Annotated in this window: 23 protein-coding genes, 2 tRNA genes and 1 pseudogene; 10 read left to right on the top strand and 16 right to left on the bottom strand. The window is 67.0% G+C overall.

Going from position 1 to position 25,680, the window contains the following annotated elements; translation table 11 throughout:
• Window positions 1–6 precede the first annotated feature (6 nt).
• The 11 genes and pseudogenes from ACZYY4_RS03295 to ACZYY4_RS03245 form a co-directional block, all read right to left on the bottom strand.
• A pseudogene (locus ACZYY4_RS03295) lies at window positions 7–830 on the bottom strand (class I SAM-dependent methyltransferase).
• 63 nt (window positions 831–893) lie between these two features.
• Entirely contained in the window at window positions 894–1,826 is a 933-nt protein-coding gene (locus ACZYY4_RS03290) for a ketopantoate reductase family protein (protein ID WP_463808027.1), read from the bottom strand.
• A gap of 4 nt (window positions 1,827–1,830) precedes the next feature.
• On the bottom strand, window positions 1,831–2,994 hold the full coding sequence (locus ACZYY4_RS03285; RefSeq protein ID WP_463808026.1) for an enolase C-terminal domain-like protein: 1,164 nt from the start codon (window positions 2,992–2,994) through the stop codon (window positions 1,831–1,833).
• 25 nt (window positions 2,995–3,019) lie between these two features.
• A complete protein-coding gene (locus tag ACZYY4_RS03280; RefSeq protein WP_463808024.1) occupies window positions 3,020–3,817 on the bottom strand; it encodes an HpcH/HpaI aldolase/citrate lyase family protein in 798 nt (265 codons plus the stop codon).
• Between the two features lie 55 nt (window positions 3,818–3,872).
• Window positions 3,873–4,373 carry a MaoC family dehydratase gene (locus ACZYY4_RS03275; protein WP_463808407.1) on the bottom strand — a complete coding sequence of 167 codons (501 nt, stop codon included), beginning with the start codon at window positions 4,371–4,373 and terminating at the stop codon, window positions 3,873–3,875.
• 2 nt (window positions 4,374–4,375) lie between these two features.
• Window positions 4,376–5,536, bottom strand: coding sequence for an acyl-CoA dehydrogenase family protein (locus ACZYY4_RS03270; protein WP_463808023.1), 1,161 nt, complete (start codon window positions 5,534–5,536; stop codon window positions 4,376–4,378).
• Entirely contained in the window at window positions 5,533–7,569 is a 2,037-nt protein-coding gene (locus ACZYY4_RS03265) for an acetyl/propionyl/methylcrotonyl-CoA carboxylase subunit alpha (protein WP_463808404.1), read from the bottom strand. The genes ACZYY4_RS03270 and ACZYY4_RS03265 overlap by 4 nt, the downstream gene beginning before the upstream one ends.
• A 17-nt stretch (window positions 7,570–7,586) precedes the next feature.
• On the bottom strand, window positions 7,587–9,158 hold the full coding sequence (locus tag ACZYY4_RS03260) for a carboxyl transferase domain-containing protein (RefSeq protein WP_463808022.1): 1,572 nt from the start codon (window positions 9,156–9,158) through the stop codon (window positions 7,587–7,589).
• A complete protein-coding gene (locus ACZYY4_RS03255) occupies window positions 9,155–9,796 on the bottom strand; it encodes a 3-oxoacid CoA-transferase subunit B (protein WP_463808021.1) in 642 nt (213 codons plus the stop codon). The genes ACZYY4_RS03260 and ACZYY4_RS03255 overlap by 4 nt, the downstream gene beginning before the upstream one ends.
• Complete coding sequence (locus ACZYY4_RS03250; protein ID WP_463808402.1) at window positions 9,793–10,542, bottom strand: CoA transferase subunit A; 750 nt, start codon at window positions 10,540–10,542, stop codon at window positions 9,793–9,795. The genes ACZYY4_RS03255 and ACZYY4_RS03250 overlap by 4 nt, the downstream gene beginning before the upstream one ends.
• Window positions 10,543–10,617: 75 nt before the next feature.
• Complete coding sequence (locus ACZYY4_RS03245) at window positions 10,618–12,258, bottom strand: AMP-binding protein (RefSeq protein WP_463808020.1); 1,641 nt, start codon at window positions 12,256–12,258, stop codon at window positions 10,618–10,620.
• A gap of 100 nt (window positions 12,259–12,358) precedes the next feature.
• On the opposite strand from ACZYY4_RS03245, the gene ACZYY4_RS03240 reads away from it, so the two are divergent.
• The gene (locus ACZYY4_RS03240) at window positions 12,359–13,009 is read left to right on the top strand and encodes an SACE_7040 family transcriptional regulator (protein WP_463808019.1); all 651 of its coding nucleotides are present in this window, start codon (window positions 12,359–12,361) and stop codon (window positions 13,007–13,009) included.
• A 56-nt stretch (window positions 13,010–13,065) separates the two neighbouring features.
• Entirely contained in the window at window positions 13,066–13,833 is a 768-nt protein-coding gene (locus ACZYY4_RS03235) for an MmpS family transport accessory protein (RefSeq protein WP_463808018.1), read from the top strand.
• A gap of 27 nt (window positions 13,834–13,860) precedes the next feature.
• Here the strand turns inward: ACZYY4_RS03235 and ACZYY4_RS03230 are convergent, their stop codons facing one another.
• Window positions 13,861–15,168: an MFS transporter gene (locus ACZYY4_RS03230; protein WP_463808017.1), complete on the bottom strand. Its 1,308-nt coding sequence runs from the start codon at window positions 15,166–15,168 to the stop codon at window positions 13,861–13,863.
• Between the two features lie 23 nt (window positions 15,169–15,191).
• Here ACZYY4_RS03230 and cmrA point away from each other — a divergent pair, with 23 nt between their 5' ends.
• Entirely contained in the window at window positions 15,192–15,998 is an 807-nt protein-coding gene (gene cmrA / locus ACZYY4_RS03225) for a mycolate reductase (protein WP_463808016.1), read from the top strand.
• Window positions 15,999–16,006: 8 nt separating this feature from the next.
• On the opposite strand, the gene ACZYY4_RS03220 is transcribed toward cmrA, so the two are convergent.
• The gene (locus tag ACZYY4_RS03220; protein WP_463808015.1) at window positions 16,007–17,581 is read right to left on the bottom strand and encodes a helicase HerA-like domain-containing protein; all 1,575 of its coding nucleotides are present in this window, start codon (window positions 17,579–17,581) and stop codon (window positions 16,007–16,009) included.
• A 63-nt stretch (window positions 17,582–17,644) separates the two neighbouring features.
• On the opposite strand from ACZYY4_RS03220, the gene orn reads away from it, so the two are divergent.
• From orn to ACZYY4_RS03205, 3 genes are all read left to right on the top strand, one after another.
• On the top strand, window positions 17,645–18,301 hold the full coding sequence (gene orn / locus ACZYY4_RS03215) for an oligoribonuclease (protein WP_463808014.1): 657 nt from the start codon (window positions 17,645–17,647) through the stop codon (window positions 18,299–18,301).
• A gap of 44 nt (window positions 18,302–18,345) precedes the next feature.
• Window positions 18,346–18,418 (top strand) — tRNA-His (locus ACZYY4_RS03210).
• 492 nt (window positions 18,419–18,910) lie between these two features.
• Window positions 18,911–19,699: a hypothetical protein gene (locus tag ACZYY4_RS03205; protein ID WP_463808013.1), complete on the top strand. Its 789-nt coding sequence runs from the start codon at window positions 18,911–18,913 to the stop codon at window positions 19,697–19,699.
• Window positions 19,700–19,715: 16 nt separating this feature from the next.
• Here the strand turns inward: ACZYY4_RS03205 and ACZYY4_RS03200 are convergent, their stop codons facing one another.
• Complete coding sequence (locus tag ACZYY4_RS03200; RefSeq protein ID WP_463808012.1) at window positions 19,716–20,945, bottom strand: L,D-transpeptidase; 1,230 nt, start codon at window positions 20,943–20,945, stop codon at window positions 19,716–19,718.
• Window positions 20,946–21,102: 157 nt separating this feature from the next.
• Here ACZYY4_RS03200 and ACZYY4_RS03195 point away from each other — a divergent pair.
• Window positions 21,103–21,175, top strand: a tRNA-Lys gene (locus tag ACZYY4_RS03195).
• A 695-nt stretch (window positions 21,176–21,870) separates the two neighbouring features.
• Entirely contained in the window at window positions 21,871–22,890 is a 1,020-nt protein-coding gene (locus tag ACZYY4_RS03190) for a hypothetical protein (RefSeq protein WP_463808011.1), read from the top strand.
• 115 nt (window positions 22,891–23,005) lie between these two features.
• Here the strand turns inward: ACZYY4_RS03190 and ACZYY4_RS03185 are convergent, their stop codons facing one another.
• Window positions 23,006–23,233 carry a DUF3618 domain-containing protein gene (locus tag ACZYY4_RS03185; protein ID WP_463808010.1) on the bottom strand — a complete coding sequence of 76 codons (228 nt, stop codon included), beginning with the start codon at window positions 23,231–23,233 and terminating at the stop codon, window positions 23,006–23,008.
• A gap of 96 nt (window positions 23,234–23,329) precedes the next feature.
• Here ACZYY4_RS03185 and bcp point away from each other — a divergent pair, with 96 nt between their 5' ends.
• A complete protein-coding gene (gene bcp / locus ACZYY4_RS03180; RefSeq protein WP_463808009.1) occupies window positions 23,330–23,803 on the top strand; it encodes a thioredoxin-dependent thiol peroxidase in 474 nt (157 codons plus the stop codon).
• A gap of 24 nt (window positions 23,804–23,827) precedes the next feature.
• On the top strand, window positions 23,828–24,301 hold the full coding sequence (locus ACZYY4_RS03175; protein WP_463808008.1) for a VOC family protein: 474 nt from the start codon (window positions 23,828–23,830) through the stop codon (window positions 24,299–24,301).
• A 6-nt stretch (window positions 24,302–24,307) separates the two neighbouring features.
• Here ACZYY4_RS03175 and ACZYY4_RS03170 read toward each other — a convergent pair whose 3' ends face one another.
• A complete protein-coding gene (locus tag ACZYY4_RS03170) occupies window positions 24,308–25,645 on the bottom strand; it encodes a M20/M25/M40 family metallo-hydrolase (protein WP_463808007.1) in 1,338 nt (445 codons plus the stop codon).
• Window positions 25,646–25,680: the final 35 nt, after the last annotated feature.

The raw sequence follows: 25,680 nt of genomic DNA, 5'->3' as shown, positions 1-25,680 counted from the left end.
AATTAGTCAATGGAATGCGTACCGGTGATACTGCGACATGTTCGCCAACGCCGGCACAGTCGACATGACCTTGCCCAACAGCTGGTAACGGCGGGGAAGCCGTCCGAAAGTCGCCGACTCGAACCAGCGCACCCATTGCAGTAGCCGGGTGCCCGGCACCGCCGCCAGGATGTCGTCGGGCTTGTTGATCCCCCAGTGCAGCTTCGCGCCGGAGCGGCGCACCACCGCGTTGGACCACTGCGACTTGATGCCCAGCCAGTTGAAGGCGTCGAACTGCAACTCGCCGCGTCCGCAATGCTCGACGACCCGGCGCAGCAAGGCGATGCCGTCCGCTTCGGTCAGGTACATGGTCAGGCCCTCGCCGAGCATCAATGTCGGCCGTCCGGTGGGGATCTCGGCGAACCATCCCGGGTCGGTGACCGACGCCGCCACCACATGGTTGTGGTCGGCCTGCGGCAACAGTTGCCGACGCAGGTCGGCGACATCCGGATAGTCGATGTCGTACCAGTCGACTCCGGGGCCCGGCTCCAGCCGGAAGTACCGCGCGTCAAGCCCACAGCCCAAATGCAGCACCACAGCGTCGGGGTTGGCTGCCAGGAACTGGTCGGCCCAGATGTCGAAGTGCGCCGAGCGGGTGGTCACCGACGGCGAGCGCGCCGCGGGATGGAGGTTGCGCTCCAGTCGTAGTCGATGCGTTCGACCACCTCTTTGGCGACGCGATCCCCCAGAATCGGTTCGGGCAGATCGGCATCCAGCGCCTTGGCGTACAACGTTGCGAGCATGGTCTGCGGGGCCCCGTGCAGATCCACCCGCGCCCTGTCGTTGGTCATGACATCTGAGGCTAGTGCCGCCGCAGACCAGGCGCGTGAAACTGAACACACCCGGCGTGGTGTTCAGCGTTGCACTGTCATCCACTGCCGTTCAACGGCTTTGACCAGCGCTGTCAGCGTCGCATTGACCGGGGCCTGCTCCCCGGCCTGCGCGGCCCGGCGCACCACCGCGCCATTGATCACGTCGATCTCGCTGACCCGGCGGGCCAGGTGATCCAGCAACGCAGACGGTTTGGCATCCGGCATCTGCGCACCGAAGGCCCGGATGTGCGCGACCGGGTCCGGCACGGCGATGTCGATCCCGGCGGCGCGGGCAACCGTCCAGGCTTCGGTTGCGGCGGCGCGGCTGACCGGTCCCATGGCTGTGTCGTCGTCCATGACCTGTCCCACCGTCATGCCGGTCAGCGCGCACGGCGCGCTGTAGGCGACGTTGCAGATCAGCTTCTCCCACTGCATCGCGGCGATATCGGCGACCGCGGCCGCGTCGAATCCGGCGTCCGACCACGCCTGCGCGATCTCCTCGACGTCCGAAAATGACAGCGCCGCATAGGCTCCCAGCCGCACTGCCCGCATCGCGTTGTGGTGGACGTGCCCGGGCGCAGGCCGAGACGCGCCGAAACCACTGGCGATGCCCACCGCCACCCGCTGCGCTCCGACGACGCCCGCGACGATCTCGGCCGATCCCAACCCGTTCTGGATGGTCAGCACCGGTGTGCGCTCGCCGAGCAGCGGCAGTGCCTGGGCGGCCCCGGCGGCGACGTCGGCGGCTTTGACCGCCAGCACCACCAGGTCCATCAGCTCGGCCGGTGCCACAGTGGCCGCCCGCATGGCCACCACCTGGTCGCTCTGCGGGCCGGTGATCCGCAGACCGTGCCCGTTGATCGCTTCGACGTGCTCCGCTGAGCGGTCCAGGGCCAGGACATCGTTGCCGGCCGCTGCCAGCCTGCCGGCGTAAATCGATCCCATGGCACCGCATCCGATGACCGCGATCTTCATCTGCTCATCCCACCAAATCGGCGATCACCGTGGCCAGCTCGGGCTTTTCCTCCAGCCCGAATCCCGGCGCGTCGGTGGGTGCGATGGTGCCGCCGGCCAGCACGCACCCGGGTGCGTAGCCGCCGAAGGGTGCGAACACCCCGGGATAGGACTCACAACCGCCCAAGCCCAGTCCCACCGCGATGTGCAGGTTGATCAGGTGGCCACCGTGCGGGAAGGCGCAGCCGCGGTCGAAGCCGCCGGTCTCGAGCACCTCGAGCATGCGGACGTATTCGGTCAGCCCGTAACTCAAGCCGGCGTCCATCTGGAAGATGTCGCGGCCCGGGCGCATGCCGCCGTAGCGCACCAGGTTGGTCACGTCGCGCACCGAGAAGAGGTTCTCGCCGGTGGCGACCGCGCCGGGATAGCCGGCGATCACCTCGGCGTTCAACGCGAAGTCCAGCGGATCTCCGGGTTCCTCGTACCAGCGCAGGCCGTAGCGGCCCAGCGCCTGCGCCCAGTCGCGGGCCGCCGCGCTGTCGAACCGGCCGTTGGCGTCGACGGCCACCCGCGCTCCAGCGCCCACCACCTCGATGACCGCCTCGATGCGGTCCAGATCCTCGCGCATCGACGCCCCGCCGATCTTCATCTTGACCGCGTCGTAGCCCAGGTCGAGATAGCCGCGCATCTCGGTCCGGAGCCGATCCAGTCCGTCTCCGGGGTAGTAGTACCCGCCTGCGGCGTACACCGGAACCGCTGCGACCGCCGTGTCCCGACCGAAGTGTCGCGCGATGGTGCGGTAGGCGGGTTCGTCGGCGAGTTTGGCGGCCAGATCCCAGCACGCAAGTTCCAGCGCCGCCGCCGCACCGGCCCGATCGCCGTGGCCACCGGGCTTCTCGTCGGCGAGCGCCCGGCCCAGCACCCGCGCGGGATCGATGTGCCCGGTGTCGTCGAGCAGCGACTGCGGGTCGGCGCCCATAACGCGCGGAATCATCCGGTCGGCCAGTATGCCGCCTTGGGCGAATCGGCCGATCGAGTTGAAGGCGATGCCGGTCACCGGCTTACCGTGCCGCATCCGGTCGGTGACGACGGCGACCAACGACACCGTATGCCAGGAGAAATCCACCAGAGCGTTGGCGATCTCACCGTGCAGCGGTACCGATGTCTCGACGATCCGCGTGATGCGCATGCGCCGTCACTCCTGTCGGTTGGCGTTAGTGCGCTCGCCGCAGGATAGCCTCAGCGTGCCGCAGCACCGGGGAGTCGACCATTTGTCCTTCGAATGCGAACACGCCGCGCTCGCTCTGTGCTGCGGCGAGCACCCTTCGCGCCCAGTCGATCTTGTCCTCGGCCGGACGGTAGGAGTCGCGCACCACCGGAACCTGGGTGGGGTGGATACACACGGTGGCGGCAAATCCGACGGCTGCACCGTCGAGCGCTTCGGCTCTCAACCCCTCGAGGTCGCCGATATTGAGATAGACGGAGTCCAACGCCGCCCGCCCGAAGGTCGATGCCGCCAGCAGCACCGTTGAGCGCACGTGGCGGGCCACATCCCGATACCGGCCGTCCGCGTGACGGCTGGAGCCACCGCCCATGGCGGCGACCAGATCTTCGGCACCCCACATCATCGCGACGCATGCCTGCGCCGCGGCGATCTCGGTGGCGAACACCGCGCCCCGCGGGGTCTCGATCAGGGCGATCACCTGGCGGGGCGCCAGCGCGTCGACCTGGGCGGCCGACTCGGTCTTGGCCAGCATCACCGTCGTGTAGGCGGTGCCTGCCAGCGCTTCCAAGTCGCGGGCCTGGTCCTCGGTGCCGGCCGGGTTCACCCGCACCACGGTCCGCTCCGGGTCGAGTGGGTTGCCGCGCAACGCCTCCCGGGCGGCGGGCCGGTCGGCTGCGGCCACCCCGTCCTCCAGGTCGAGGATCACCACGTCGGCCGCGGCGGCGGCTTTGCCGAACCGTTCCGGACGATCCGCCGGACAGAACAGCCAGGCCGGACCTGTGCTCATTGGCGCCGCTCCTCTACATCGCTCATGCTTGGCTCTGCATCGTCGCCGGCGCAGTTCATCGTGGGTCCTGGGGCTGTTTACGCACCAGCGTGGTGCGTATCGCGCGGGCCACCACGTCGCCATGCTGGTTGCGCCCGATGTGCTCCAGGGTCACGATCCCTTCGCCGGGGCGGCTCTTGGATTCGCGCTTGTCGGTGCAGACCGTCTCGGCATAGAGGGTGTCACCGTGAAACACCGGCTTGGGAAACGACACCTCCGAAAATCCCAGGTTGGCCACGATCGTTCCCAGCGTCAGTTGCGCCACCGACAAGCCGACGAGCGTGGACAGGGTGAACATCGAGTTCACCAGGCGCTCACCGCGAAAGCCGGGTTGCTCTGCGGCCCAGGCCGCGTCCAGGTGCAGCGATTGGGTGTTCATGGTCAACGTAGTGAATAGGACGTTGTCGGCCTCGGTGACGGTGCGCCCGGGCCGATGGGCGTAGGTGGTGCCGATCTCGTACTCCTCGAACCACAGCCCGCGCTGCTCGATCGTCTTCGACTCGTTCTCGTCAGCCATGGTCATAACCCCAACGATCGTGCGATGAGCATCAGCTGCACCTCGGTGGTCCCCTCACCGATCTCCAGGATCTTGCTGTCGCGGTAGTGCCGGGCCACCGGGTATTCGTTGATGAAGCCGTAGCCGCCGTGAATCTGGGTGGCGTCGCGGGCGTTGTCCATCGCCGCCTCCGAGGAGATCATCTTGGCGATCGCCGCCTCTTTCTTGAACGACTTGCCCACCAACATCTTCGCGGCAGCGTCGTAGTAGGCGGTGCGTGCGACGTGAGCGCGAGCCTCCATCCGGGCGATCTTGAAGCTGATCGCCTGATGGGAGCCGATCGTCTGCCCGAAAGCCTCCCGCTCGCCGGCGTACTTGACGCTTTCGTCCACGCAGCCCTGGGCCACCCCGGTGGCCACCGCGGCGATCGCGATGCGGCCCTCGTCGAGGATCGACAGGAAGTTCGCGTAGCCCCGCCCTTCTTCGCCGAGCAGGTTGCCCTGGGGAACGCGGGCGTCGGCGAAGGTGAGCGGGTGGGTGTCCGAGGCGTTCCAGCCGACCTTGTTGTACGCCGGCTCGACGGTGAAACCCGCTGTGCCGGAAGGCACGATGATCGTGGAGATGTCCTTCTTGCCGTCGGGCCGGGTCCCGGTGACGGCAGTGACGGTGACCATCGAGGTGATATCGGTGCCCGAGTTGGTGATGAACTGCTTGGTGCCGTTGATGACCCACTCGTCGCCGTCCAGCCGGGCGGTGGTCCGGGTGCCGCCGGCATCCGAGCCCGCACCCGGTTCGGTGAGGCCGAAGCCGGCGAGTGTGCGGCCGGTGACCAGATCCGGCAGCCAGGTCCGCTTCTGTTCTTCGTTGCCGAATCGGTAGATCGGCATCGCCCCCAGGCCCACTCCGGCTTCCAGGGTCATCGCGACGGACTGATCGACCTTGCCGAGTTCCTCCAGTGCCAGCGCCAACGCGAAGTAGTCGCCGCCCATGCCGCCGTACTCCTCGGGGAACGGCAGGCCGAACAGCCCCATCTCCCCCATCTTGGCGACAACTTCGTAGGGGAAACTGTGCTCTTCGTCGTGTTTGGCGGACACCGGGGCGACGACGGTGCGAGCGAACTCGGCGACCGTGTCCCGCAGGTCCTGGTATTCCTTCGGCAGCGATCCTGCCGTGATCGTCGTCATTGTTCTTGGTCCTCACTTAACTCGGGAATGAGCCGGGCCAGCACCTGGTCCACCGTGACCTGATCGCCCACCGACACCAATATCTCCACTCGTCCGCTGATCGGTGCGGTCAGCGTGTGTTCCATCTTCATCGCCTCGACCACCACGACCGGATCGCCTTCCTCGACAGCCGAATCGGATGCGACGTTGACGGCGATCACGCTGCCCGGCATCGGGCTAATGATCTCGGCGCTGCGCGGGCCGCCGCCGCGATGCACCCGCACCACCTCGGCTTCGCGTAGGTGCCAGGTGCCGCGCTCATCGGAGATCCACAGCTGACCGCCGTCCTCGGCGAAGGCGTAACACCGTCGCCGTCCGGCCAAGGTCACCGTCAGCCGATCATCGTCGACTTCAACACTGCCGCCATGGATCTCGCCGTCGCCGATCTGCACCCGCGCGTCGGCCGGGAGCCCCCACACCGATACCGTCTCCGACCGCAGCGGGGTGCGCATCTCGGTGCGCACCGGCGCCGGCGCGCCGATACGCCATCCGCTCGGGTTGCCCCACAGCGATTTCCGTCCGGACAGCGCCCACTGCCGGTAGAGGCCGCCCGCGGCCAGCACGTCGTCGGGAGCTGGCGCCGGAGCGAAATCGGCCGACCGGGCGTCCAGCAGTTCGGTGTCCAGGTCGCCGGCGACCACCCGCGCGTCGGCCAGCAGGAATCGCAGGAATTCGACGTTGGTCTGCACCCCCAACACCGCCGTGCCGGCCAGTGCCGCATCGAGTCGTGCCAGTGCCTGCGCCCGGTCCACGCCGTGCGCGATCACCTTGGAGAGCATCGGGTCGTAGTCGCTGCCGACCACGGTTCCGTCCTGCAGCGACGAGTCCACCCGCACCCCGGGACCGGGTCCATACGGCGGTCCCAGCTTCGTCTCTCCTCCGTCGAGCCTCGCTGAACCGCCGCCTGCCTCGTGCACCGCCAACACTCGTCCGCCGGTCGGCAGGAAACCGCGGGCCGGGTCTTCGGCATACACCCGCGCTTCGATCGCGTGCCCGGTCAAGGTGATCTCGTCCTGCGCGAACGGCAACTTCTCTCCGGCCGCGACCCGCAGCTGCCACTCGACGAGGTCGAGCCCGGTGACTGCTTCGGTGACCGGATGTTCGACCTGCAGCCGGGTGTTCATCTCCATGAAGAAGAATTCATCCGGGCTGTCGGCGGAGACGATGAACTCCACAGTGCCGGCGCCGACGTAATCGACGCTGCGGGCGGTGTTGCAGGCGGCCGCCCCGATCCGGGCCCGGGTCGCGGCGTCCAGCAGCGGCGAGGGAGCCTCCTCGATCACCTTCTGATGACGTCGCTGCAGGCTGCATTCCCGTTCGCCGAGGTGCACCACATTGCCCTGGCTGTCGGCGAGCACCTGAACCTCGATATGGCGGGGCCGCAACACGAACCGCTCCAAGAACAGGGTGTCGTCACCGAAAGACGACGCCGCTTCACGCCGCGCGGTGACCAGCGCCGCCCGCAGCTGCCCGGCTGCCTCGACCAGGTGCATCCCTTTGCCGCCGCCGCCCGCCGACGGCTTGATCAGTACCGGGTAGCCGATCTCGCCTGCGGCGGCCACAAGTTCGTCATCGGACAGACCCGGCTTCGCCAGCCCCGGAACCACCGGCACCTCGAAGGCCGTGACGGTGTTCTTCGCCGAGATCTTGTCGCCCATCACCTCGATAGCCCGCGCCGGCGGCCCGATGAAAACCACCCCGGCCTGCTCACAGGACGCAGCGAAGCCGGCGTTCTCGGAGAGGAATCCGTAACCGGGATGAATCGCCTGCGCGCCGGTGGCCGCGGCAGCCTCGAGCACCTTGGGGACCGACAAATAGCTCTCCAGCACCGGAGCAGGCCCGAGCCGCACCGCGGTGTCGGCTTCGCGCACATGCCGTGCCCCGGCATCGGCGTCGCTGTAGACGGCTACCGAACGAATGCCCATCCGGCGCAGGGTGCGAATCACCCGGACCGCGATCTCACCGCGATTGGCTACCAAAACCGTATTGAACATGGCTGAACTCATCTGGGTCACATCCGGAAAACGCCATAGGAGACCGGGTCCAGCGGCGCGTTCGCGCACACCGAAAGCGCCAGTCCCAGCACTGTTCTGGTGTCGGCGGGGTCGATGATCCCGTCGTCCCACAACCGCGCGGTCGAATAGTACGGGTTGCCCTGCGCCTCGTATTGGTCCCGGATCGGAGCCTTGAACGCCTCCTCGTCGTCTGGAGACCAGGGCTTGCCGGCGGCGTCGAGCTGTTCACCGCGCACGGTGGCCAGCACCGATGCAGCCTGCTCGCCGCCCATCACCGAGATCCTGGCATTGGGCCACATCCACAGGAATCGCGGCGAATACGCCCGGCCGCACATGGAGTAGTTACCCGCCCCGTAGGACCCGCCGATCACCACCGTCAGTTTGGGCACCCGAGCACAGGCCACCGCGGTGACCATCTTGGCGCCGTGCTTGGCGATGCCACCGGCCTCGTAGTCGCGACCGACCATGAAGCCGGCGATGTTCTGCAGGAACACCAACGGTATCGAGCGCTTGTCGCACAGTTCGATGAAATGCGCACCCTTGAGCGCCGACTCGCCGAACAGCACCCCGTTATTGGCGATGATTCCCACCGGGTGGCCGTGGATGCGCGCGAACGCGGTCACCAGTGTCTTGCCGTACTCGGCCTTGAACTCACTGAACTCACTGCCGTCGACCAGCCGGGCGATCACCTGCCGCACGTCGTAGGGCACCCGGGGGTCCGGTGGGACCACGTCGTAGAGTTCCGCGGCGTCATGTCGAGGCTCGACGGAATGCGCTATTTTCCAGGGGCTTTCGGATCGCGGCCCGAAGGTCTCGGCGATCTGCCGAACAATGCGGAGCGCATGTTCGTCGTCGTCGGCCAGGTAGTCGGTGACTCCGGAGACCTTGGAGTGCAGATCCCCGCCACCGAGCTCTTCGGCCGTGACCACCTCGCCGGTGGCGGCCTTGACCAGGGGCGGGCCCCCCAAGAAGATCGTGCCCTGCTCACGCACGATGACGGCCTCGTCGCTCATCGCGGGCACGTAGGCGCCACCGGCGGTGCACGAGCCGAGCACCGCGGCGATCTGCGGGATACCCGCCGCACTCATGGTCGCCTGGTTGTAGAAGATGCGGCCGAAGTGCTCGCGATCGGGGAACACCTCGTCCTGGCGGGGCAGGAACGCGCCACCGGAGTCCACCAGATAAATGCAGGGCAGCTTGTTGCCCAGCGCCACTTCCTGGGCGCGCAGGTGCTTTTTGACGGTGACCGGGTAGTAGGTGCCGCCCTTGACGGTGGCGTCGTTGGCGACGATCACGCATTCGCGCCCGGAAACCCGCCCGATCCCGGTGATGATCCCGGCCCCGGGGCACTCGTCGTCGTACATGCCGTCGGCGGCCAGCGGAGCCAGTTCCAGAAACGGGCTGCCCGGGTCCAGCAGCCGGTCGACCCGGTCACGCGGCAACAGTTTGCCACGTGCCACGTGCCGCTGCCGGGAGCGCTCGCTGCCGCCGAGGGCCGCGGCCGCCAGTTTGGTGTTGAGTTCGGCGACCAGGCGCCGGTGCTCATCGGCGAATGTCGGCGCTGTCATGACACCTTCGAAAGATTCATCGGCGCACCGGTTTTTGCAATGACTTCATCGACGGAGACGCCCGGCGCAGTCTCGACCAACTGCAGGCCCGCCTCGGTGACATCGATGACGGCCATGTCGGTGATGATGCGGTCGACGCAGCGGGCACCGGTGAGCGGCAGCGTGCAGTGTTCGACGATCTTGGCGCTGCCGTCTTTGGCGGCGTGTTCCATCATCACGATGACCCGGCGCGCGCCGTGCACCAGGTCCATCGCCCCGCCCATACCCTTGATCATCTTGCCGGGGATCATCCAGTTGGCCAGGTCACCGGCGGCCGAAACCTGCATGGCGCCAAGGACCGCCACATCGAGGTGGCCGCCGCGGATCACCCCGAATGACGCCGACGACGAGAAGAACGACGCCCCGGGCAGGACCGTCACCGTTTCTTTGCCCGCATTGATCAAGTCGGCGTCGAGGTCCTCGCGGCGCGGGTACGGGCCGACACCGAGGATCCCGTTCTCCGAATGCAGCACGACGCTGACACCGTCGGGGATGTGGTTGGGAATCAGGGTGGGCAATCCGATACCGAGATTGACGTACTGGCCGTCACGCAACTCGGCGGCCACCCGCGCGGCCAGTTCATCTCTGCTGAGGGTCATGCCTGGCGCACCGTCTCTCGCTCGATCCGTTTCTCCGGATTCGGTACGTGCACCACCCGGTGCACATGGATCCCCAGGGTGTGCACGGTGGCCGGATCGATCTCTCCGGGTTCGACCAGTTGCTCGACTTGGGCGATCGTGATCCGGCCCGCCGCAGCGCAGTCCGGGTTGAAGTTGGCGGCGGCCTGCCGGTAGACGAGGTTTCCGTGCCGATCGCCCTTCCACGCGTGCACCAGCGCGAAATCGGTGCGGATCGCCCGCTCGAGCACATAGGTGCGTCCGTCGAAGTCCCGGGTCTCCTTCGGTGGTGAGGCCACCGCCACCCCGCCGGCCCCGTCGTAGCGCCATGGCAGGCCGCCGTCGGCCACCTGGGTGCCCACGCCCGTCGGTGTGTAGAACGCTGGAATCCCGGCGCCGCCCGCGCGCAGCCGCTCGGCGAGGGTGCCCTGCGGAGTCAGCTCCACCTCGAGCTCGCCGGATAAGAACTGCCGCGCGAACTCCTTGTTCTCCCCCACGTAGGAGCTCACCGTGCGCCGGATCCGCTTGTGCTCCAACAGCACTCCCAACCCGATCCCGTCGACGCCGCAGTTGTTCGAAACAGTCTCCAGATCGGTGACACCGAGCTCCAGCACGGCGTTGATCAATGCCTCCGGTATGCCACAGAGGCCGAACCCGCCCACCGCCAGCGACGCGCCGTCGGTCACGTCGGCCACGGCTTCTGCCGCTGTCGCCACGACCTTGTCCATCGCCACCAGCGCCTCCTTATTTTCAGTTAATATTGATTAACTGATGTCAGAGAATACCATTCTCGCGCGGCCCTGTCAGCCGCCGCCCAAATGCTCGATCGCCTGCCGGCGCATCTCATCCTTGCGGACCTTGCCGGTGACCGTCATCGGAAACTCGTCGACGATCCGCAGATACCGCGGCACTTTGAAGTGCGCCAAGCGGCCGGTGCAGAACTCCCGCAGTCGCTCGACGGTCAGCGCCGGCGTCCCGGCTCGCAGCATCACCACCGCCATCAGCTCCTCACCGTAGGTTTCGTCGGGGACACCGATGACCTGAGCGTCGAGGACGTCGGGATGGGTGTGCAGAAATTCCTCGATCTCACGCGGGTAGATGTTCTCCCCGCCACGGATCACCATGTCCTTGATCCGCCCGGTGATCCGAACGTATCCACCGTCGTCCATAACGGCCAGATCGCCGCTGTGCATCCAGCCGTCGGCGTCGATGGCGGTCTCGGTCTTGGCCGCGTCGTTCCAGTAACCGGTCATGACCGAATAACCGCGCGTGCAGAATTCGCCGACCCGCCCTCGCGGCACCGTCGCACCGGTGGCCGGGTCGGTCATCTTGATCTCCAGGTGCGGGCACACCCGCCCGACCGTCTCGACCCGCTGCGCCAGCGAGTCCTCGGCGCGGGTCTGCGTCGACACCGGGGAGGTCTCGGTCATGCCGTAGCAGATCGCGACCTCGGCCATGTGCATGTCGTCGATCACCCGTCGCATCACCTCGGCCGGGCACGGTGAGCCCGACATGATTCCGGTGCGCAGGCTGGTGAGGTCGTACTCGTCGAAATCGGACAGCCCGAGTTCGGCGATGAACATGGTGGGCACCCCGTAGAGACTGGTGCACTGCTCGTCCTGCACGGCGCGCAGCGTGGCCGCCGGATCGAAGCCGGGAGCCGGAATGACGACAGCTGCGCCGTGGCTGGTGGCCGCCAGGTTCCCCAGCACCATCCCGAAGCAGTGATAAAACGGGACCGGCAAGCAGACCCGGTCTTTCTCCGTGTAGCCCAGCAGCTCACCCACCAGGTAGCCGTTGTTGAGGATGTTGTGGTGGCTCAGGGTCGCGCCCTTCGGGTAACCCGTTGTGCCCGACGTGTATTGGATATTGATCGGGTCCTGTGGGCGCAATGTTGCGGCCGCCCGCGCCAGCGCCGCCAAGTCGACCGGCGTGCCGGCCAGGTCGTGCCACCGCGCGCTGTCGATGAACACCACATCGCGCAGTTCCGGGCAGCCGGGGGCCACCTCCCGCAGCAGGGCGACGTAGTCGGAGGTCTTGAAACTCGGTGCCGAGATGACCATCGCGACACCGGACTGCTTGAGCGCGTAAGCCAGTTCGTGGGAGCGGTAGGCGGGGTTGATGTTGACCAGCACCGCACCGATCTCGGCGGTGGCGTACTGAGTCAGCACCCACTCAGCGCAGTTGGGCGCCCAGATACCCACCCGATCCCCGGCCCTGACGCCCGCTTGCAGCAGTCCGGTCGCCAGCCGGCGCACATCGTGCCACAGCTCGGCATAGTTCCATCGCCGCCGGGCCGGAAGGTCAACCAGCGCATCGCGATCGGGGTGGGCGCGCACCGTGGCGGCGAGGTCGGCGCCGATCGTCGTCTCCAGCAGGGCGGGCTGGGTCTCGCCGCGGGCGTAGGACAAATCACCACGTTCCGTGGGTGCCGCAGTTGCCATCAGGCCTCCACCGGTGCCGCCCGAAGCCGGGTCAGCCCCGAGGCGATGGGTGCTACGTTAGTGACCATTAACTCAGCTGTCCATGATGAGCGGAGGCGTGATGGCGGCATCCGCCCCGGCCGGCTCGGCGGGAAGCGACGGACCGGCCAACCGGCGCAGCCGGCTGAAGTCCGACCGGCGCACCCAGTTGCTCGCCGCCGCCGAACGCCTCTTCGCCCAGCGCGGCTTTCTGGCGGTGCGACTGGAGGACATCGGTGCCGCCGCAGGCGTCAGCGGTCCGGCGATCTATCGGCACTTCGCAGGCAAGGAAGCGTTGCTGGTCGAGTTGCTGGTCGGTATCAGCACCCGACTGCTCGCCGGAGCGCACGCCGTCGAATCGGACGGGCGGAGCCCAGAAGAGATACTGGACGGCCTGGTCGAGTTTCATCTGGATTTCGCGCTCGGCGAACCGGACCTGATCCGGATCCAGGACCGCGATCTGGCCCATCTGCCGGCCGGGGCGCAGCGTCAGGTGCGCAGCGCCCAGCGGCAGTATGTCGAGGTCTGGGTCGGTGTGCTGTGCGCGCGGTATGCCGCGTTGGCCGAGGCTGACGCCCGCTTGATGGCCCACGCGGTGTTCGGTCTGTTGAACTCGACCCCCTACAGCGTGAAGTCCACGGGCGCCAAGTCGGCCACCGCGGAGGGCTCCCGAGCGGTGTTGCGGGCGATGACGATCAGCGCGCTAGGCGCCGCCGGCGCGGAAAGCGACTGATCGACGTCGCGGTCGGATACGGTCGCCGCAGGTACCCTGCAATCCATGAGGTGGGTATGACCGATCCGTATCGACCGGAGGGTTCCGATAAGCCCTGGCAGCGCAGCGGTGCGTCCGAGCCGTCGACCTTCGGCTCTCCGCCACACGTCGATCCGGCCTACGCCGGGCAGCTTCCGTCGTACCCGGCCGGTTATCCACCGCAGGATCCCAATCCGACTACCCAACTGCCGCGGCAACACTGGGACGCGTCTCAGCCCCCGCCCGGTGGGCCGTCGGGCGGCGGCGGCGAGGGTGGTCCGCCGGAACCGCCGCGATTCCCGAATTGGCTGTGGCTGGTGGCCGGTGCCGCGGTACTGCTGGTGGTCGGCATGGTGATCGCACTGGTCATCGCCAACGGCTCGGACCGGAATTCGGCTACCGTCACGCCGGTTTCGCCGCTGCCGACGGCCCCGAGCACACCGATTCCCAAGCGCACCCCGACCACCACGCCGCCGCGGTCATCGACCCCCAGCACCACACCGACCACGCCGCCACCGACGACGTCGACCACCTCCGGGGCTGCCGAGACCATCGTCTACAGCGTCAGCGGCACCGGCCGGGCGCTCAGCATCGCCTATATCGACACCGGCGGGGTGCTGCAGACCGAGTTCAACGTGGTGCTGCCGTGGACCAAGCAGGTCACGCTGACGCCGCCGGCAACGACCGCGGCAGCGGTCACAGTGGTCAACTTCGGCGAACAGATCACCTGCTCGGTGTCGGTGGACGGCGCCCAGGTACGCCAGCGCACCGGGTCGATCCTCACGGTGTGCGCGGCAGCGGGCTAAGCGCAGCGAAGCCACGGGAGTCCGCTCCTACACCGCCCGCCGCGGCACGCGCACGCCCAGCATCGCCAGCAAACCGAGCACCAGCACCGTGCACAGCCCGCCCATGCCGGCTCGATCGGAGTGGAAGACATCGACGAAGACCGAGAACAGCCACGGCGCCAGGAATGACACGGCGCGACCGGTCATCGTGTAGAGGCCGAAGGCCACCCCCTCCATCCCTTCGGCGGCCATCCGCAGCAACAGGGTGCGCGCCGAGGACTGGGTGGGCCCGATGAACAAACAGAGCAGCAGCCCGCAGGCCCAGAACGCGATCGGACCGGACAACGCCATCAGCGTGGTGCCGGCGGCGACCATCGCGATCAGCGAGCCGACGATCACCGTCTTGGATCCGATCCGGTCGTCGAGCAGGCCACCGGCGATCGCGCCGAGCGCAGCCACCACGCTGGCGGCCACCCCGAAGATCAACACGTCGCCGGTCGAGATGCCGTAGACGTTGACGCCGAGCACCGCTCCGAACGCGAACACCCCGGCCAGCCCGTCCCGGAAGATTGCGCTGGCGATCAGATAGAACACCAGGTTGCGGTCGCGGTGCCATTCCGCGGTGACGTCGCGCCACAACTGGCGGTAGCCGCCGAACAGGCCCGGCCGCGGTGCCGGTGGTTCGTCGGGTTCGGCCAGCCGGTGCGCGGTGAACAGCAGCGGCAACGCGAACACCGCCAGCCACGCCGCCGTGAGCCACATCGCCGCCCGGATGTTCTGCCCTCCTTCGACGGGCAGGCCCAGCAGTCCGCGGGTCGGGCCGGTGCCGGAGATGAACCCCAGGTAGACCACCAGCAGCAGCACCACGCTGCCGACATAACCTGCCGCCCAGCCGAATCCGGAGATCCGACCGGAGTTCTGCGGCGTCGACAGCTGCCGCAGCATGGCGTTGTAGGGGACGCTGGCCAGGTCGCCGCAGGCGGCGGTCAGCGCCAGCAGCAGCAGCCCCGGAGCCAGGTAGGCGGGCGCGTCGCGGATCGTGCTCATCGATGCGATCAGCACCGCCGCGGCGCCGGTCAGGACCGCCAATGTCACCCGGCGCCGGTGCGGGGTGGCCACCCACACCCCGATCAGCGGCGCTATCGCGGCCACGGTCAGACCGGAGAGGGCCAGCGTGCGGCCCAGCCAGCTGGCCGGCGACACCGCGCCGGGCAGCTCCCGGCCGACACTGCTGGTCAGATAAACCGAGAACACGAACGTCACCACGATCGCGCTCACGGCCGCAGCACCGGTGTCCCACAATGCCCAGGCCACGATTCGGGATCGTCCGGATTTGACCACCCCCGGGACACCCATGTCTGGCACTCTACGATTGCCCCATGCCAGTGCCTGCTCCCAGCCCGGATGCCCGCGCCGTCGTCACCGGAGCGTCCCAGGGCATCGGCGAGGCACTGGCCACCGAGTTGGCCGCCCGCGGCCACGGGCTGATCATCACCGCGCGCCGAGAAGACGTGCTCAACGACGTGGCGGCGCGACTGCGCGACAAGTACCGGGTCGTCGTGGAAGTGCGAGCGGTCGATCTGGCTGATCCGCCGGCTCGCGACCAGTTCTGCGCCGAACTGGCCGAGCGGGAGATCTCGGTGCTGTGCGCCAACGCCGGTACCGCGACGTTCGGGCCGATCTCGGGTCTGGATCCAGCAGCCGAGAAGGCCCAGGTGCAGCTGAACGCGATTGCGGTGCACGACCTGGCGTTGGCGGTGCTGCCGGGAATGCTGGAGCGTCACGCCGGCGGAATCCTGATCTCGGGTTCGGCGGCCGGCAACTCACCGATCCCCAACAACGCCACCTACGCCGCGACCAAGGCCTTCGCCAACACCTTCAGCGAGTCGCTGCGCGGTGAACTGCTGAAGTCCGGGGTGCACGTGACCCTGCTGGCGCCGGGGCCGGTGCGCGCCGAGATGCCCGACGCAGGCGAGGCATCATTGGTCGACAAGCTGATTCCGGACTTCCTGTGGATCTCCACCCAGCACACCGCCAAGCTGTCTCTGGATGCGTTGGCGCGCAACAAGATGCGTGTTGTGCCGGGCGTCACGTCCAAGGCCATGTCGATGGCCAGCGGGTATGCCCCGCGCGCGATCGTCACGCCGATCGTGGGCTTCGTCTACAAAAAGCTCGGCGGCGGCTAGCCGTCCGATTAACGCCTACGGCGTCCGGTGCCCATCGCACCGCGGGAGATTTGGCCGACTACAACGGTGGTAACCGCAGTCACCACTCTCTTACCCTCCCGGGTGGTGAGGAAGTGGGTGAGCCAACGTCCGAAACGCTGCCACCAGTGCAGCCGCTCCGGTGCCGGCGGCACGCCGCCTTCGCCCTCCGGGGGCCGGCTACCCTGCCCGGCTGCCAGTTTCGCGGACAGCGTTTCGTAGGCCGATTCCCGATCGATGGTCTGCCCGTATTCGCCATGCAGCGAACTGGCTTTGGCGGCCGTAGCGATGGCGTCAGCACCGATGGCTCCCATCAGCGACCGCGGCGCTCGCAACCGGGTCCACGCGACCGGGGTCGGGGCGCCTCGTTCGGACAGAACCGTGACGACGGCCTCGCCGATGCCCAGCGAAGTCAACGCCGATTCCAGGTCGTAGACATCAGTTTTCGGGTAAGTGCGCACCGTCTTGGTGAGCGCCTTCTGGTCGTCGGGGGTGAAGGCCCGTAATGCATGTTGGATGCGCGCGCCCAATTGCGACAACACCGCGTTGGGCACGTCGGTGGGTAGCTGCGTGCAGAAGAACACCCCGACGCCCTTGGAGCGGATCAGTTTGACGGTCTGCTCGACCTGGTCGAGGAACGCCTTGGAGGCGTCGGAGAACAGCAGGTGCGCCTCGTCGAAGAAGAACACCAGCTTGGGTTTGTCGATGTCGCCGACCTCGGGCAGGAAGGTGAACAGGTCGGCCAGTACCCACATCAGGAAGGTGGAGAACAGCACCGGGCGCGTCGCCTGGTCGCCGAGTTCCAGCAGCGAGATGACGCCACGGCCCTGGTCATCGAGGCGGATCAGGTCCTTGGGGTCCAGTTCAGGCTCCCCGAAGAAGGTGTCAGCGCCTTCGGCTTCCAGGTTGACCAGCGCCCGCAGGATCACCCCGGCGGTGGCCCGGGATACCCCACCCAGCGTCTTGAGCTCCGGCTTACCCTCGTCGCTGGTGAGGTAGGTGATCACCGAGCGCAGATCCTTCAAGTCCAGCAGCAGGTAGCCGTTCTGGTCGGCCCAGTGGAAGATCAGGCCGAGCGTCGATTCCTGGGTATTGTTGAGCCCCAGCACTTTCGACAGCAACACGGGGCCGAAGCTGGAGATGGTAGCCCGGACCGGGACGCCGATACCGCCGGTGCCCAGTGACAGGAATTCGGTCGGAAAAGCGGTCGCCGTCCAGTCGTCGCCGGTCTCGGTGGCGCGCTGGGTGATCTTGTCGCCTGACTCCCCGGGCCGCGACAGCCCGGACAGGTCGCCCTTGACGTCGGCCATCAGCACCGGGACGCCGGCCGCGGACAGCTGCTCGGCGATGACCTGCAAGGTCTTGGTCTTGCCGGTGCCGGTGGCTCCGGCCACCAGCCCATGGCGGTTGATCGTGGCCAGAGGGATGCGGACCTGCGCCAATGGGTCGGCGCTGCCGTCGACGACCACCGTGCCCAGTTCCAGAGCCTGGCCCTCAGCGGCGTAGCCGGCGGCGATCTGCTGTGCGGCGTTCGCCGCCGAATCGGGACTCACAGGCCACGACATTACTTGGCCGGTCGGTACCGCTATGCGACTACGGGGGAGGCGAACGGCTAACGTGGTCTGACTGTGGGCGCTGCACGAGACGAACTGGTCTGGATCGACTGCGAGATGACCGGCCTGGATCTGGGCTCGGACAAGCTGATCGAGATCGCCGCGTTGGTCACCGACGGTGAGCTGAACATCCTCGGCGACGGTATTGACGTGGTGATCCACACCGACGACGCCGACCTGGACGCGATGAGCGACGTGGTGACCGCGATGCACACCCGGTCCGGGCTGATCGACGAGGTCAGAGCCTCCACCATCGACCTCGCCACCGCCGAGAAGATGGTCCTCGACTACATCCGCACTCACGTCAAGCAGGCCAAAACGGCACCGTTGGCGGGCAACTCGATCGGCACCGACCGCGGCTTTTTGGCCCGCGACATGACCTCGCTCGACGGCTATCTGCACTACCGGATGATCGACGTCAGCTCGATCAAGGAATTGTGCCGGCGCTGGTACCCGCGGATCTACTTCGGCCAGCCGGAGAAGGGGCTGGCGCACCGTGCGCTCGCCGACATCCACGAGTCCATCCGGGAGCTGAAGTTCTACCGCCGCACCGCGTTCGTCGCCCCGCCCGGACCGTCTACCAGCGACATCGCCACGGTGGCTGGGGAACTGGGGCCGCCGTCGGACACAGCCGAGGTAATCGATTCGGCCGCTGAGCGCCCGAGCGGCTAGTATCGACGGCGCTGCTTGCTTGGCTTGCCGGGCCGGTAGCGATGGTGGCTGTAGTTCAGTTGGTAGAGCACCAGGTTGTGATCCTGGATGTCGCGGGTTCGAGCCCCGTCAGCCACCCCGCGGGTCGGAGGGTGTTTACACCCTCCGACCTTTTACTTGGCCGGACACCGAGATCCATCGGGTTTGCGTGTGCGAGGCAACCCGACGTCGTCGTGGTCGACCCGCTTCGGGATGAGTCGCCTTTGCTGACCGCAGCCCCGCCGGGTGGTCGCCCCCCAATTCGGCCCGGTCGGCCGCAGGACGATGGACACCCACCGTCGAATCCACTCTGGATTCAAGGTCGGGGATGCACCCCGTTGGCTTCTGATTCCGATCTGATTCCGAGCACGGCGGCATAACTGGCCGGCAGCCACCGACTACCCCAATCGATGCTGGTCAGACCCACCCAAGTGCGGTCGTCGACACGCGTTGGAGCCCGGTGAGGCCCACCCGAACACGTGCCACTTCAGTGGCTCTTTGTAACGGTGCCCGGCGCGCCGGGTTTGGTGTCGAAGTTACATTTTGGTTACGGTTCCCTGCGTGCTCACGCAAGGACTCATTGATCTGCGCATGAAATCGTCGGTTCTGGCGGCGACGGCTATGTTGCCGGCCGCCGTTTTCTTGGCCGGCGGCGTCGGTGCCGAGCCGGGAAACAACGACGAACCTCCGCCTGCGGCCGCTGCCGACGCGCCGCCGCCCCCGCCGGAGGACGCGCCGCCGCCCCCGCCGGAGGACCCGCCGCTTCCGCCCCCTGAGGATGGGCCTGCCCCGCCGCCGGAAGACGCGCCACCTCCACCCCCCGAAGACGCACCACCGCCCCCGGAGATGGCGCCTCCCCCGCCACCCGAAGACGTTCCACCCCCTCCGCCGGAGGACTTCCCGCCGCCGCCTGAGGACCTACCGCCGCCGCCTGACGTCTTTGCGGTAGGCGCCTGGTCCATGCCGGCGCCGCACGCGCTACCGCCCGGCATCGCCAGCGAGCGCGGCATGCAGGTCAAGACGATCCTCGTCTCGCGCAGCATCAGCGAGGCGTTCCCACAGGTGCACGACATGATCGGGGTGCGTCCGGACGGGCAGCGCTGGCATCCGTCCGGTCTCGCGATCGACATCATGATCCCCAATTCCGGCAGCCCGGAGGGCGTTGCGCTCGGGGACCAGATCGTGGCGTACGCCCTGCAGAACGCCGGTCGGTTCGCCCTGCAGGATGCGATCTGGCGTGGCACCTACTTCACGCCGGCCGGGCCAAGCGGCCGCGGCAACGGTCACTACGACCACGTGCACATCACGACGTTCGGCGGGGGCTACCCCAACGGCGGCGAGGAGTACCTGCGCGAGGACGGCGAGCCGCCCCCCGCTTGACGTCCCTCTGACGACGTCAGCGCACCGGATCCTGGGCGTTGCCCGCGTCCCATTGCGACCAGGGGACGTTCCAGTCGCCGAGGCCCTCGGTGCCGGGCAGCAGCGACCCGGTCGTGTTGTTGATCTGCACCACGTCGCCGCGCTTGACGTGGTCGTAGAACCACAGCGCGTTGTTGGGGCTGACGTTGATGCAACCGTGGCTGGTGTTGGCGTAACCCTGGGCACCCACCGACCACGGCGCGGAGTGCACGAAGATCCCGCTGTAGGAGATCTGAGTGGCCCAGTCCACGTCGGTGCGATATCCGTTGGGTGAGTTGACCGGCACCCCGTAGGTCGACGAATCCATCACGATGTGCGGGAAACGTTCGCCGACGATGTAGGTGCCGTTGTTGGTCGGGGTGCTGTCCTTGCCCATCGACACCGGCATGGTCTTGACCACTTCGCCGTTGACCCGCACGACCATCGACTTGGTGTCATCGTCGACGGTCGCGATGACCTCGTCGCCGATGACGAAGTGGCTGGTCGCGTCGTCCTGGCCGTAGACGCCGTTGCCCAGGTCCACGCCGTAGGTGTCGACCGCCACCTCGATACCGGTCCCGGGTTTCCAGAAAGATTGTGGGCGCCAACGCACTTCGCGGCTGTTCAGCCAGTAGAACGCACCCGTCACCGGCGGGTCGGTGGTGATCTTGATCGCCTTTTCGGCCGCCGCGCGGTCGGCGATGTTCTCGTCGAACCGGATCGCCACCGGTTGGCCGACACCGACCACCTCGCCGTCGCGGGGCATGACGTAGGGCATGGTCAGGTTCTGCGGCGAATGGGTCTGGAACGTCATCTGCCGGCTGGTCACACCGCCCAATCCAAGCGACTTCGCGTTCATCGTGTAGCGCTTGTTGTAGCCGAGCGGCTCGGTCGTCGACCAGGTCAGCCCGTCGGAGCTGAGCTTGCCGTCGACCACCGCACCGTATTCGTTGACCATGGTGACCGAGTCGAGTACGCCGTCCTCGGCGCTCACCGTCACCGGAGCGTCCACCGCCACACCGACCGCCTTGTCGGTGACCGACGCGGTGACCTTGGGCACCAGCAGGTCGGCGAACGGGGTGCCCTTGTCGGTGATGATCTTCGTCGCCTCCGCGTCGGCATTGCCGCCGCAGGCGCTCAGCCCCAACACCGCGACCGGCACCATCAGCAATGCCGCCAGCCGGGACCGATACCCCCGGCAGCGATGCGTCGAACCAAACTGCCCCATGCTCTTTTCCCACCTTGACCCTGCTCAAACAGCTCGCAGGCAGTCTAGTGGGTAATCGGGTGTGCTGCTCAGCGCTGCGATTCGGGCCCCGATACCAGGTGATTTCTCGCCACAGCGCAGCGCCTGTTATTGTCTCTCTCGCGGTCTTGACCGCCCAGCGCCGTTAGCTCAGTTGGTAGAGCAGCTGACTCTTAATCAGCGGGTCCGGGGTTCGAAACCCTGACGGCGCACAGCTCAGAAGGCATTCCGGAGTTCTGCTGTACCCACAGATGTACACGTTCAGGCCAAAAGTGACGAGCCGCGTTATCCACGCGGCACTCCGGGCGGGCCATTGGCCGGCGCCCCGATTCATATGTCGCCGTGGATGACCGATCAGATCGCCCTCTCCTGACTCTGCCCAAGAAGCCCTCCGCGAACACGGGACGGGAGACAGACCCCGCATCGTCAGGCCACCTGAGAAAAACTCTCGTCGCAGCGGGATGTTCAGATCCCGGACAAGGCGTTGCCTGAGAGCAACAGTCGTCCAACAACATCACGCCCGCTCCTAGGGTTCCTGCTTCTAGCCTTACACTCACCTCAGACGTGGTATCACAACCTGAGCGGTGAGTGTGTTCGCTGGCTTTCCTCATTCAGTTCTGCGCGGGCCGCGAATGCGCGGTCCCCAGACGGCAGGTAGCTGGTTCTTGAACTGTCGACGTGATTCGGGTGCGGGGCATGGTGGGCGTCGCAACGAGGTTTGCTACGACGCAACTGAGCTTGCCTAAATACTAGCGTGTGCTGAGTTCGCACCTCGGGCATACCGAATGTTCACCCAACTTTCTCTAGTTAGGTTAGGTTTCCCTATCAAACATGGCTAGTCTCGTATTCGCAGGATTCTGTGCCCTAACTCTCGGGTGCAGTACAGCAAATCGACAAGGAGCTAGCTGTGGAGTTCGTCTTACATCCCGATACGACCAGGCGCCGTACCGGCCACGCGACCCGGATCGCGGCCGCCGGGATCGCCTTGGCAGGAGCGGGCCTGATCGCCGTCCATCCTGTTGCGCCGATCGCGCAAGACAGCCTCCGGCAGCAGGCTGTGCAGTTGACCTCGGGCTGGGATTCGCTGTTCGAGCGGACCAATGAGAATCTCGCCACCCTGTTAGAGAACTCCAACGTCGACACGCTGCTGAGCCAGATCGGCAGCAACTCAAGCGACTACGGCCAGCTGATCACGGGCATGGAGAACGTCCCGCTGGACATGCGGCCCCAGGACCTCCCAGATGGGCGGACCGTTACGTCGGGCTTCGCCGGTGTCAACGAGGCGATCAACAACATGATCTTCGGGAGCGACGGCGAGACCTCCGCCGGAGACCTCAAGTACCCCGGCCTGGAATTGCTGCTGGAACGGATGTCCGAGTCGATCTCAAACGGTAACCCCTTCAACGCATTCAACGAGCTCAATATCTGGTTCCTCTACGGCATCGAGGACTTGGGCAAGTCCATGGCCCCGGTGCTGGCCATCCCCGCCCGGGAGATGATGAACATGTCGAGTCTGATGAACGAGTTCATCGGTCCCCTCGATGCTTGGGCCTTCATCAAGCAGACCAGCGACGCAATGATGTCGCCGATGATCGGTGCCATATACCAGCTGACCGAAAGCAGCACCGCTGTCCTCGGCGGCGACCTGGAGGCGCTGTTCAACATGCCCGCTGACATGATGAACACCATCCTCAACGGGTACGTCGTGCCCGAGACCGAGGACGTCTTCACCGGCCTGCTCACCGAAGGAGGTCTCTTCGACCTGCTGCTGAACGAGTGGCCGGCCCGGGCGGCCGAGGCGCTCACGGTGGGCACCGCCGATCTGCCGGTCAACGCCGTAGACGTCCCTGACCTCGCGGTGGCTGGATCCGATCTGTTCGATGTGGACCACCTGTCGAGCCTGTTCGACGGCGGTTTCGCCTTCTAGGCAACGGCATATGGCGACCGGGAAGGACCCTGGAAAAAACTAGGTCCTTCCCGGTCGTTGTGCGTCAGCGCCATGCCGCACGGTTGGCGGGGTACCACCGCCCTGCGGCACGCGCTCAGCGGTTGCGGATCCGGCGGATCGCCAGGACGACGAGCAGGCCGCCGACACCGGCCAAGGTGGCCATCACCGCGGGTTTGGTGACGATCTCGACCGCCCGGGTTTTGGCGCGTTCAGCCAAGTGGCGGGGGTTGGCCCGGTCCGCGAGAATGTCGACCGTCGACGCCAACTGCTCGCGCGCCTGATCGATGTCCTTCTTGATCCTGTCGGGATCGCGCTCCGCCACTGTCGTCCTCCCTCACCGCCCGATGCTGGCCCTGCCGAACTACCCTAGAGCAGCCGGGGCGGGTCTCACGCTCCGGCGAGCAGAAAGGGGCAGTTCTTGACCGACACCGCACGCCTGGCGCCCGGCGACCAAGCGCCCGCGTTCAGCCTTCCCGACGCCGACGGCAACACCGTGTCGCTGGCCGACTACCGGGGACGACGGGTCGTCGTCTACTTCTACCCGGCGGCCTCGACACCCGGTTGCACCAAGCAGGCCTGCGACTTCCGCGACAACCTGCGTGATTTCGCCGACGCCGGGCTCGACGTCGTCGGCATCTCACCCGACAAGCCGGCCAAGCTGGCCAAGTTCCGCGACACCGAAGGGCTGACGTTCCCGCTGCTGTCCGATCCCGACCGCACCGTGCTGGCGGCCTGGGGCGCTTTCGGCGAGAAGAAGATGTACGGCAAGACCGTGCAGGGGGTCATCCGCTCGACGTTCGTCGTCGACGAGAACGGCAAGATCGTCGTAGCCCAGTACAACGTGCGCGCCACCGGCCATGTGGCCAAACTTCGGCGCGATCTGGACGTCTAGCCGCCGACCGTTAAGGAGCAGCACATGCCGGTGACCCGGACGAGTTTGTGGTTCGACACCCAGGCGTTGGAAGCCGCCGAATACTACGTGTCGATCTTTCCCAATTCGAAGGTCACCGCCGTCTCGTACTGGGGCGCAGAGAACCCGGAGCGCGACGGCACCCCGTTGGAGGTGTTGTTCGATCTGGACGGCGGGCAGTTCTCCGCAATCAATGGCGGCCCGGACTTCACCTTCGACCATGCCATCTCGATCCAGATCTACTGCGTCGACCAGGCCGAGATCGACCACTATTGGGACGCGCTGAGCGACGGGGGCAGGGAAGTCCAGTGCGGCTGGCTCACCGATCGCTACGGCCTGTCCTGGCAGGTGATTCCGCAGCGGTTGTCGGAGTTGATGACCGACCCGGATCCCGACCGGGTTCATCGGGTGAAGCAGGCCATGTACACGATGGTCAAACTCGACATCGCCGCGCTGGAGGCCGCAGCCGCCGGGCGTTGAGCGCACCTACGCGAGCGGTGCGCCCAGCTTCTGCAGCAGCAGCGCCTCGGCGATGGCAGCACGCTCCAGCACAGCCAGGTGCAGGCTCTCGTTGATGCTGTGCGCCTGGGTCCCGGGATCTTCCACCCCGGTGACCAGGATGGTGGCCTGCGGGTAGGCGGCGGCGAACTCCGCGATGAACGGGATCGAACCGCCCATGCCCATGTCGATCGGTTCGACACCCCACGCCTGCGCGAACGCGGCCCTGGCCGCCTCGTACACCGGGCCGGTGGCGTCGATGGCATAGGGCTGGCCGATGTCACCGGGCGTGACGCTGACCTGCGCTCCCCACGGGGCATGCTGCTGCAGGTGTGCGCTCAGCGCGTCGAGGTGGGCGGCGGCGTCACCACCGGGGGCCACTCGCATGCTGATCTTGGCGCGCGCCCGCGGGATCAGCGTGTTCGACGACGCGGCAACGCTGGTGGTATCGATGCCGATGACGGTGATCGCCGGTTTGGCCCACATTCTTTGCGGCACCGAACCGGTACCGATCTCGCTCACCCCGTCCAACATGCCGGTGTCTGCGCGCACCCGCTCCGGCGGGTAATCAACTGGGGCAGCGATACTTTCATGAAGCCCGGCCACCGCGACGTTGCCGTCGTCATCGTGCAAGCCGGCCAGCAACCGCACCAGCACACTCAGCGCGTCGGGCACCACCCCACCCCACAGCCCGGAGTGCAGGCCGTGGTCCAGCGTGGCGACCTCCACCACACAGTCGGCGAGCCCGCGCAGTGACACCGTCAGCGCCGGAACATCGGTGCTCCAGTTGTCGGAGTCGGCGATGATGATCACGTCGGCGCTCAACGCTTGCCGGTGCGCGGCCAGCAGCGCCCCCAGCGACGGCGAACCGGACTCCTCTTCGCCTTCGACGAAGACCGTCACCCCGACCGGCGGACGGCCGCCGTGCGCCCGGAATGCCGCCAAATGTGTTGCGATGCCCGCCTTGTCGTCGGCGCTGCCACGTCCGTAGAGTCGCCCGTCGCGTTCGGTCGGCTCGAACGGCGGCGATGCCCACTGGTCGGCGTCACCTTCGGGCTGCACGTCGTGATGGGCGTAGAGCAGCACGGTCGGCGCTCCCGGTGGCGCCGGATAGTGGGCGATGACGGCCGGTGCGCCGCCCTCGGCGACAATCTGCACGTCCGGAAAACCGGCCTGGCTCAGCAGGTCTGCGGTCAGTTGCGCACTGCGCTGCACCTCGGGTCGCCGCGCCGGATCGGCCCACACCGACTCGATGCGCACCAGGTCCTCCAAGTCGGCCCGCACCGACGGCAGCACGTCGCGGACTCGCTGCACCAGATCGCTCATGGCGTCACCCCTTCGCGTGAGCGTGCGCAAAAACG

The sequence above is a fragment of the Mycobacterium sp. IDUB_21 genome (genome assembly GCF_055419425.1).
This window is presented reverse-complemented; position numbering and strand designations above follow the sequence as displayed.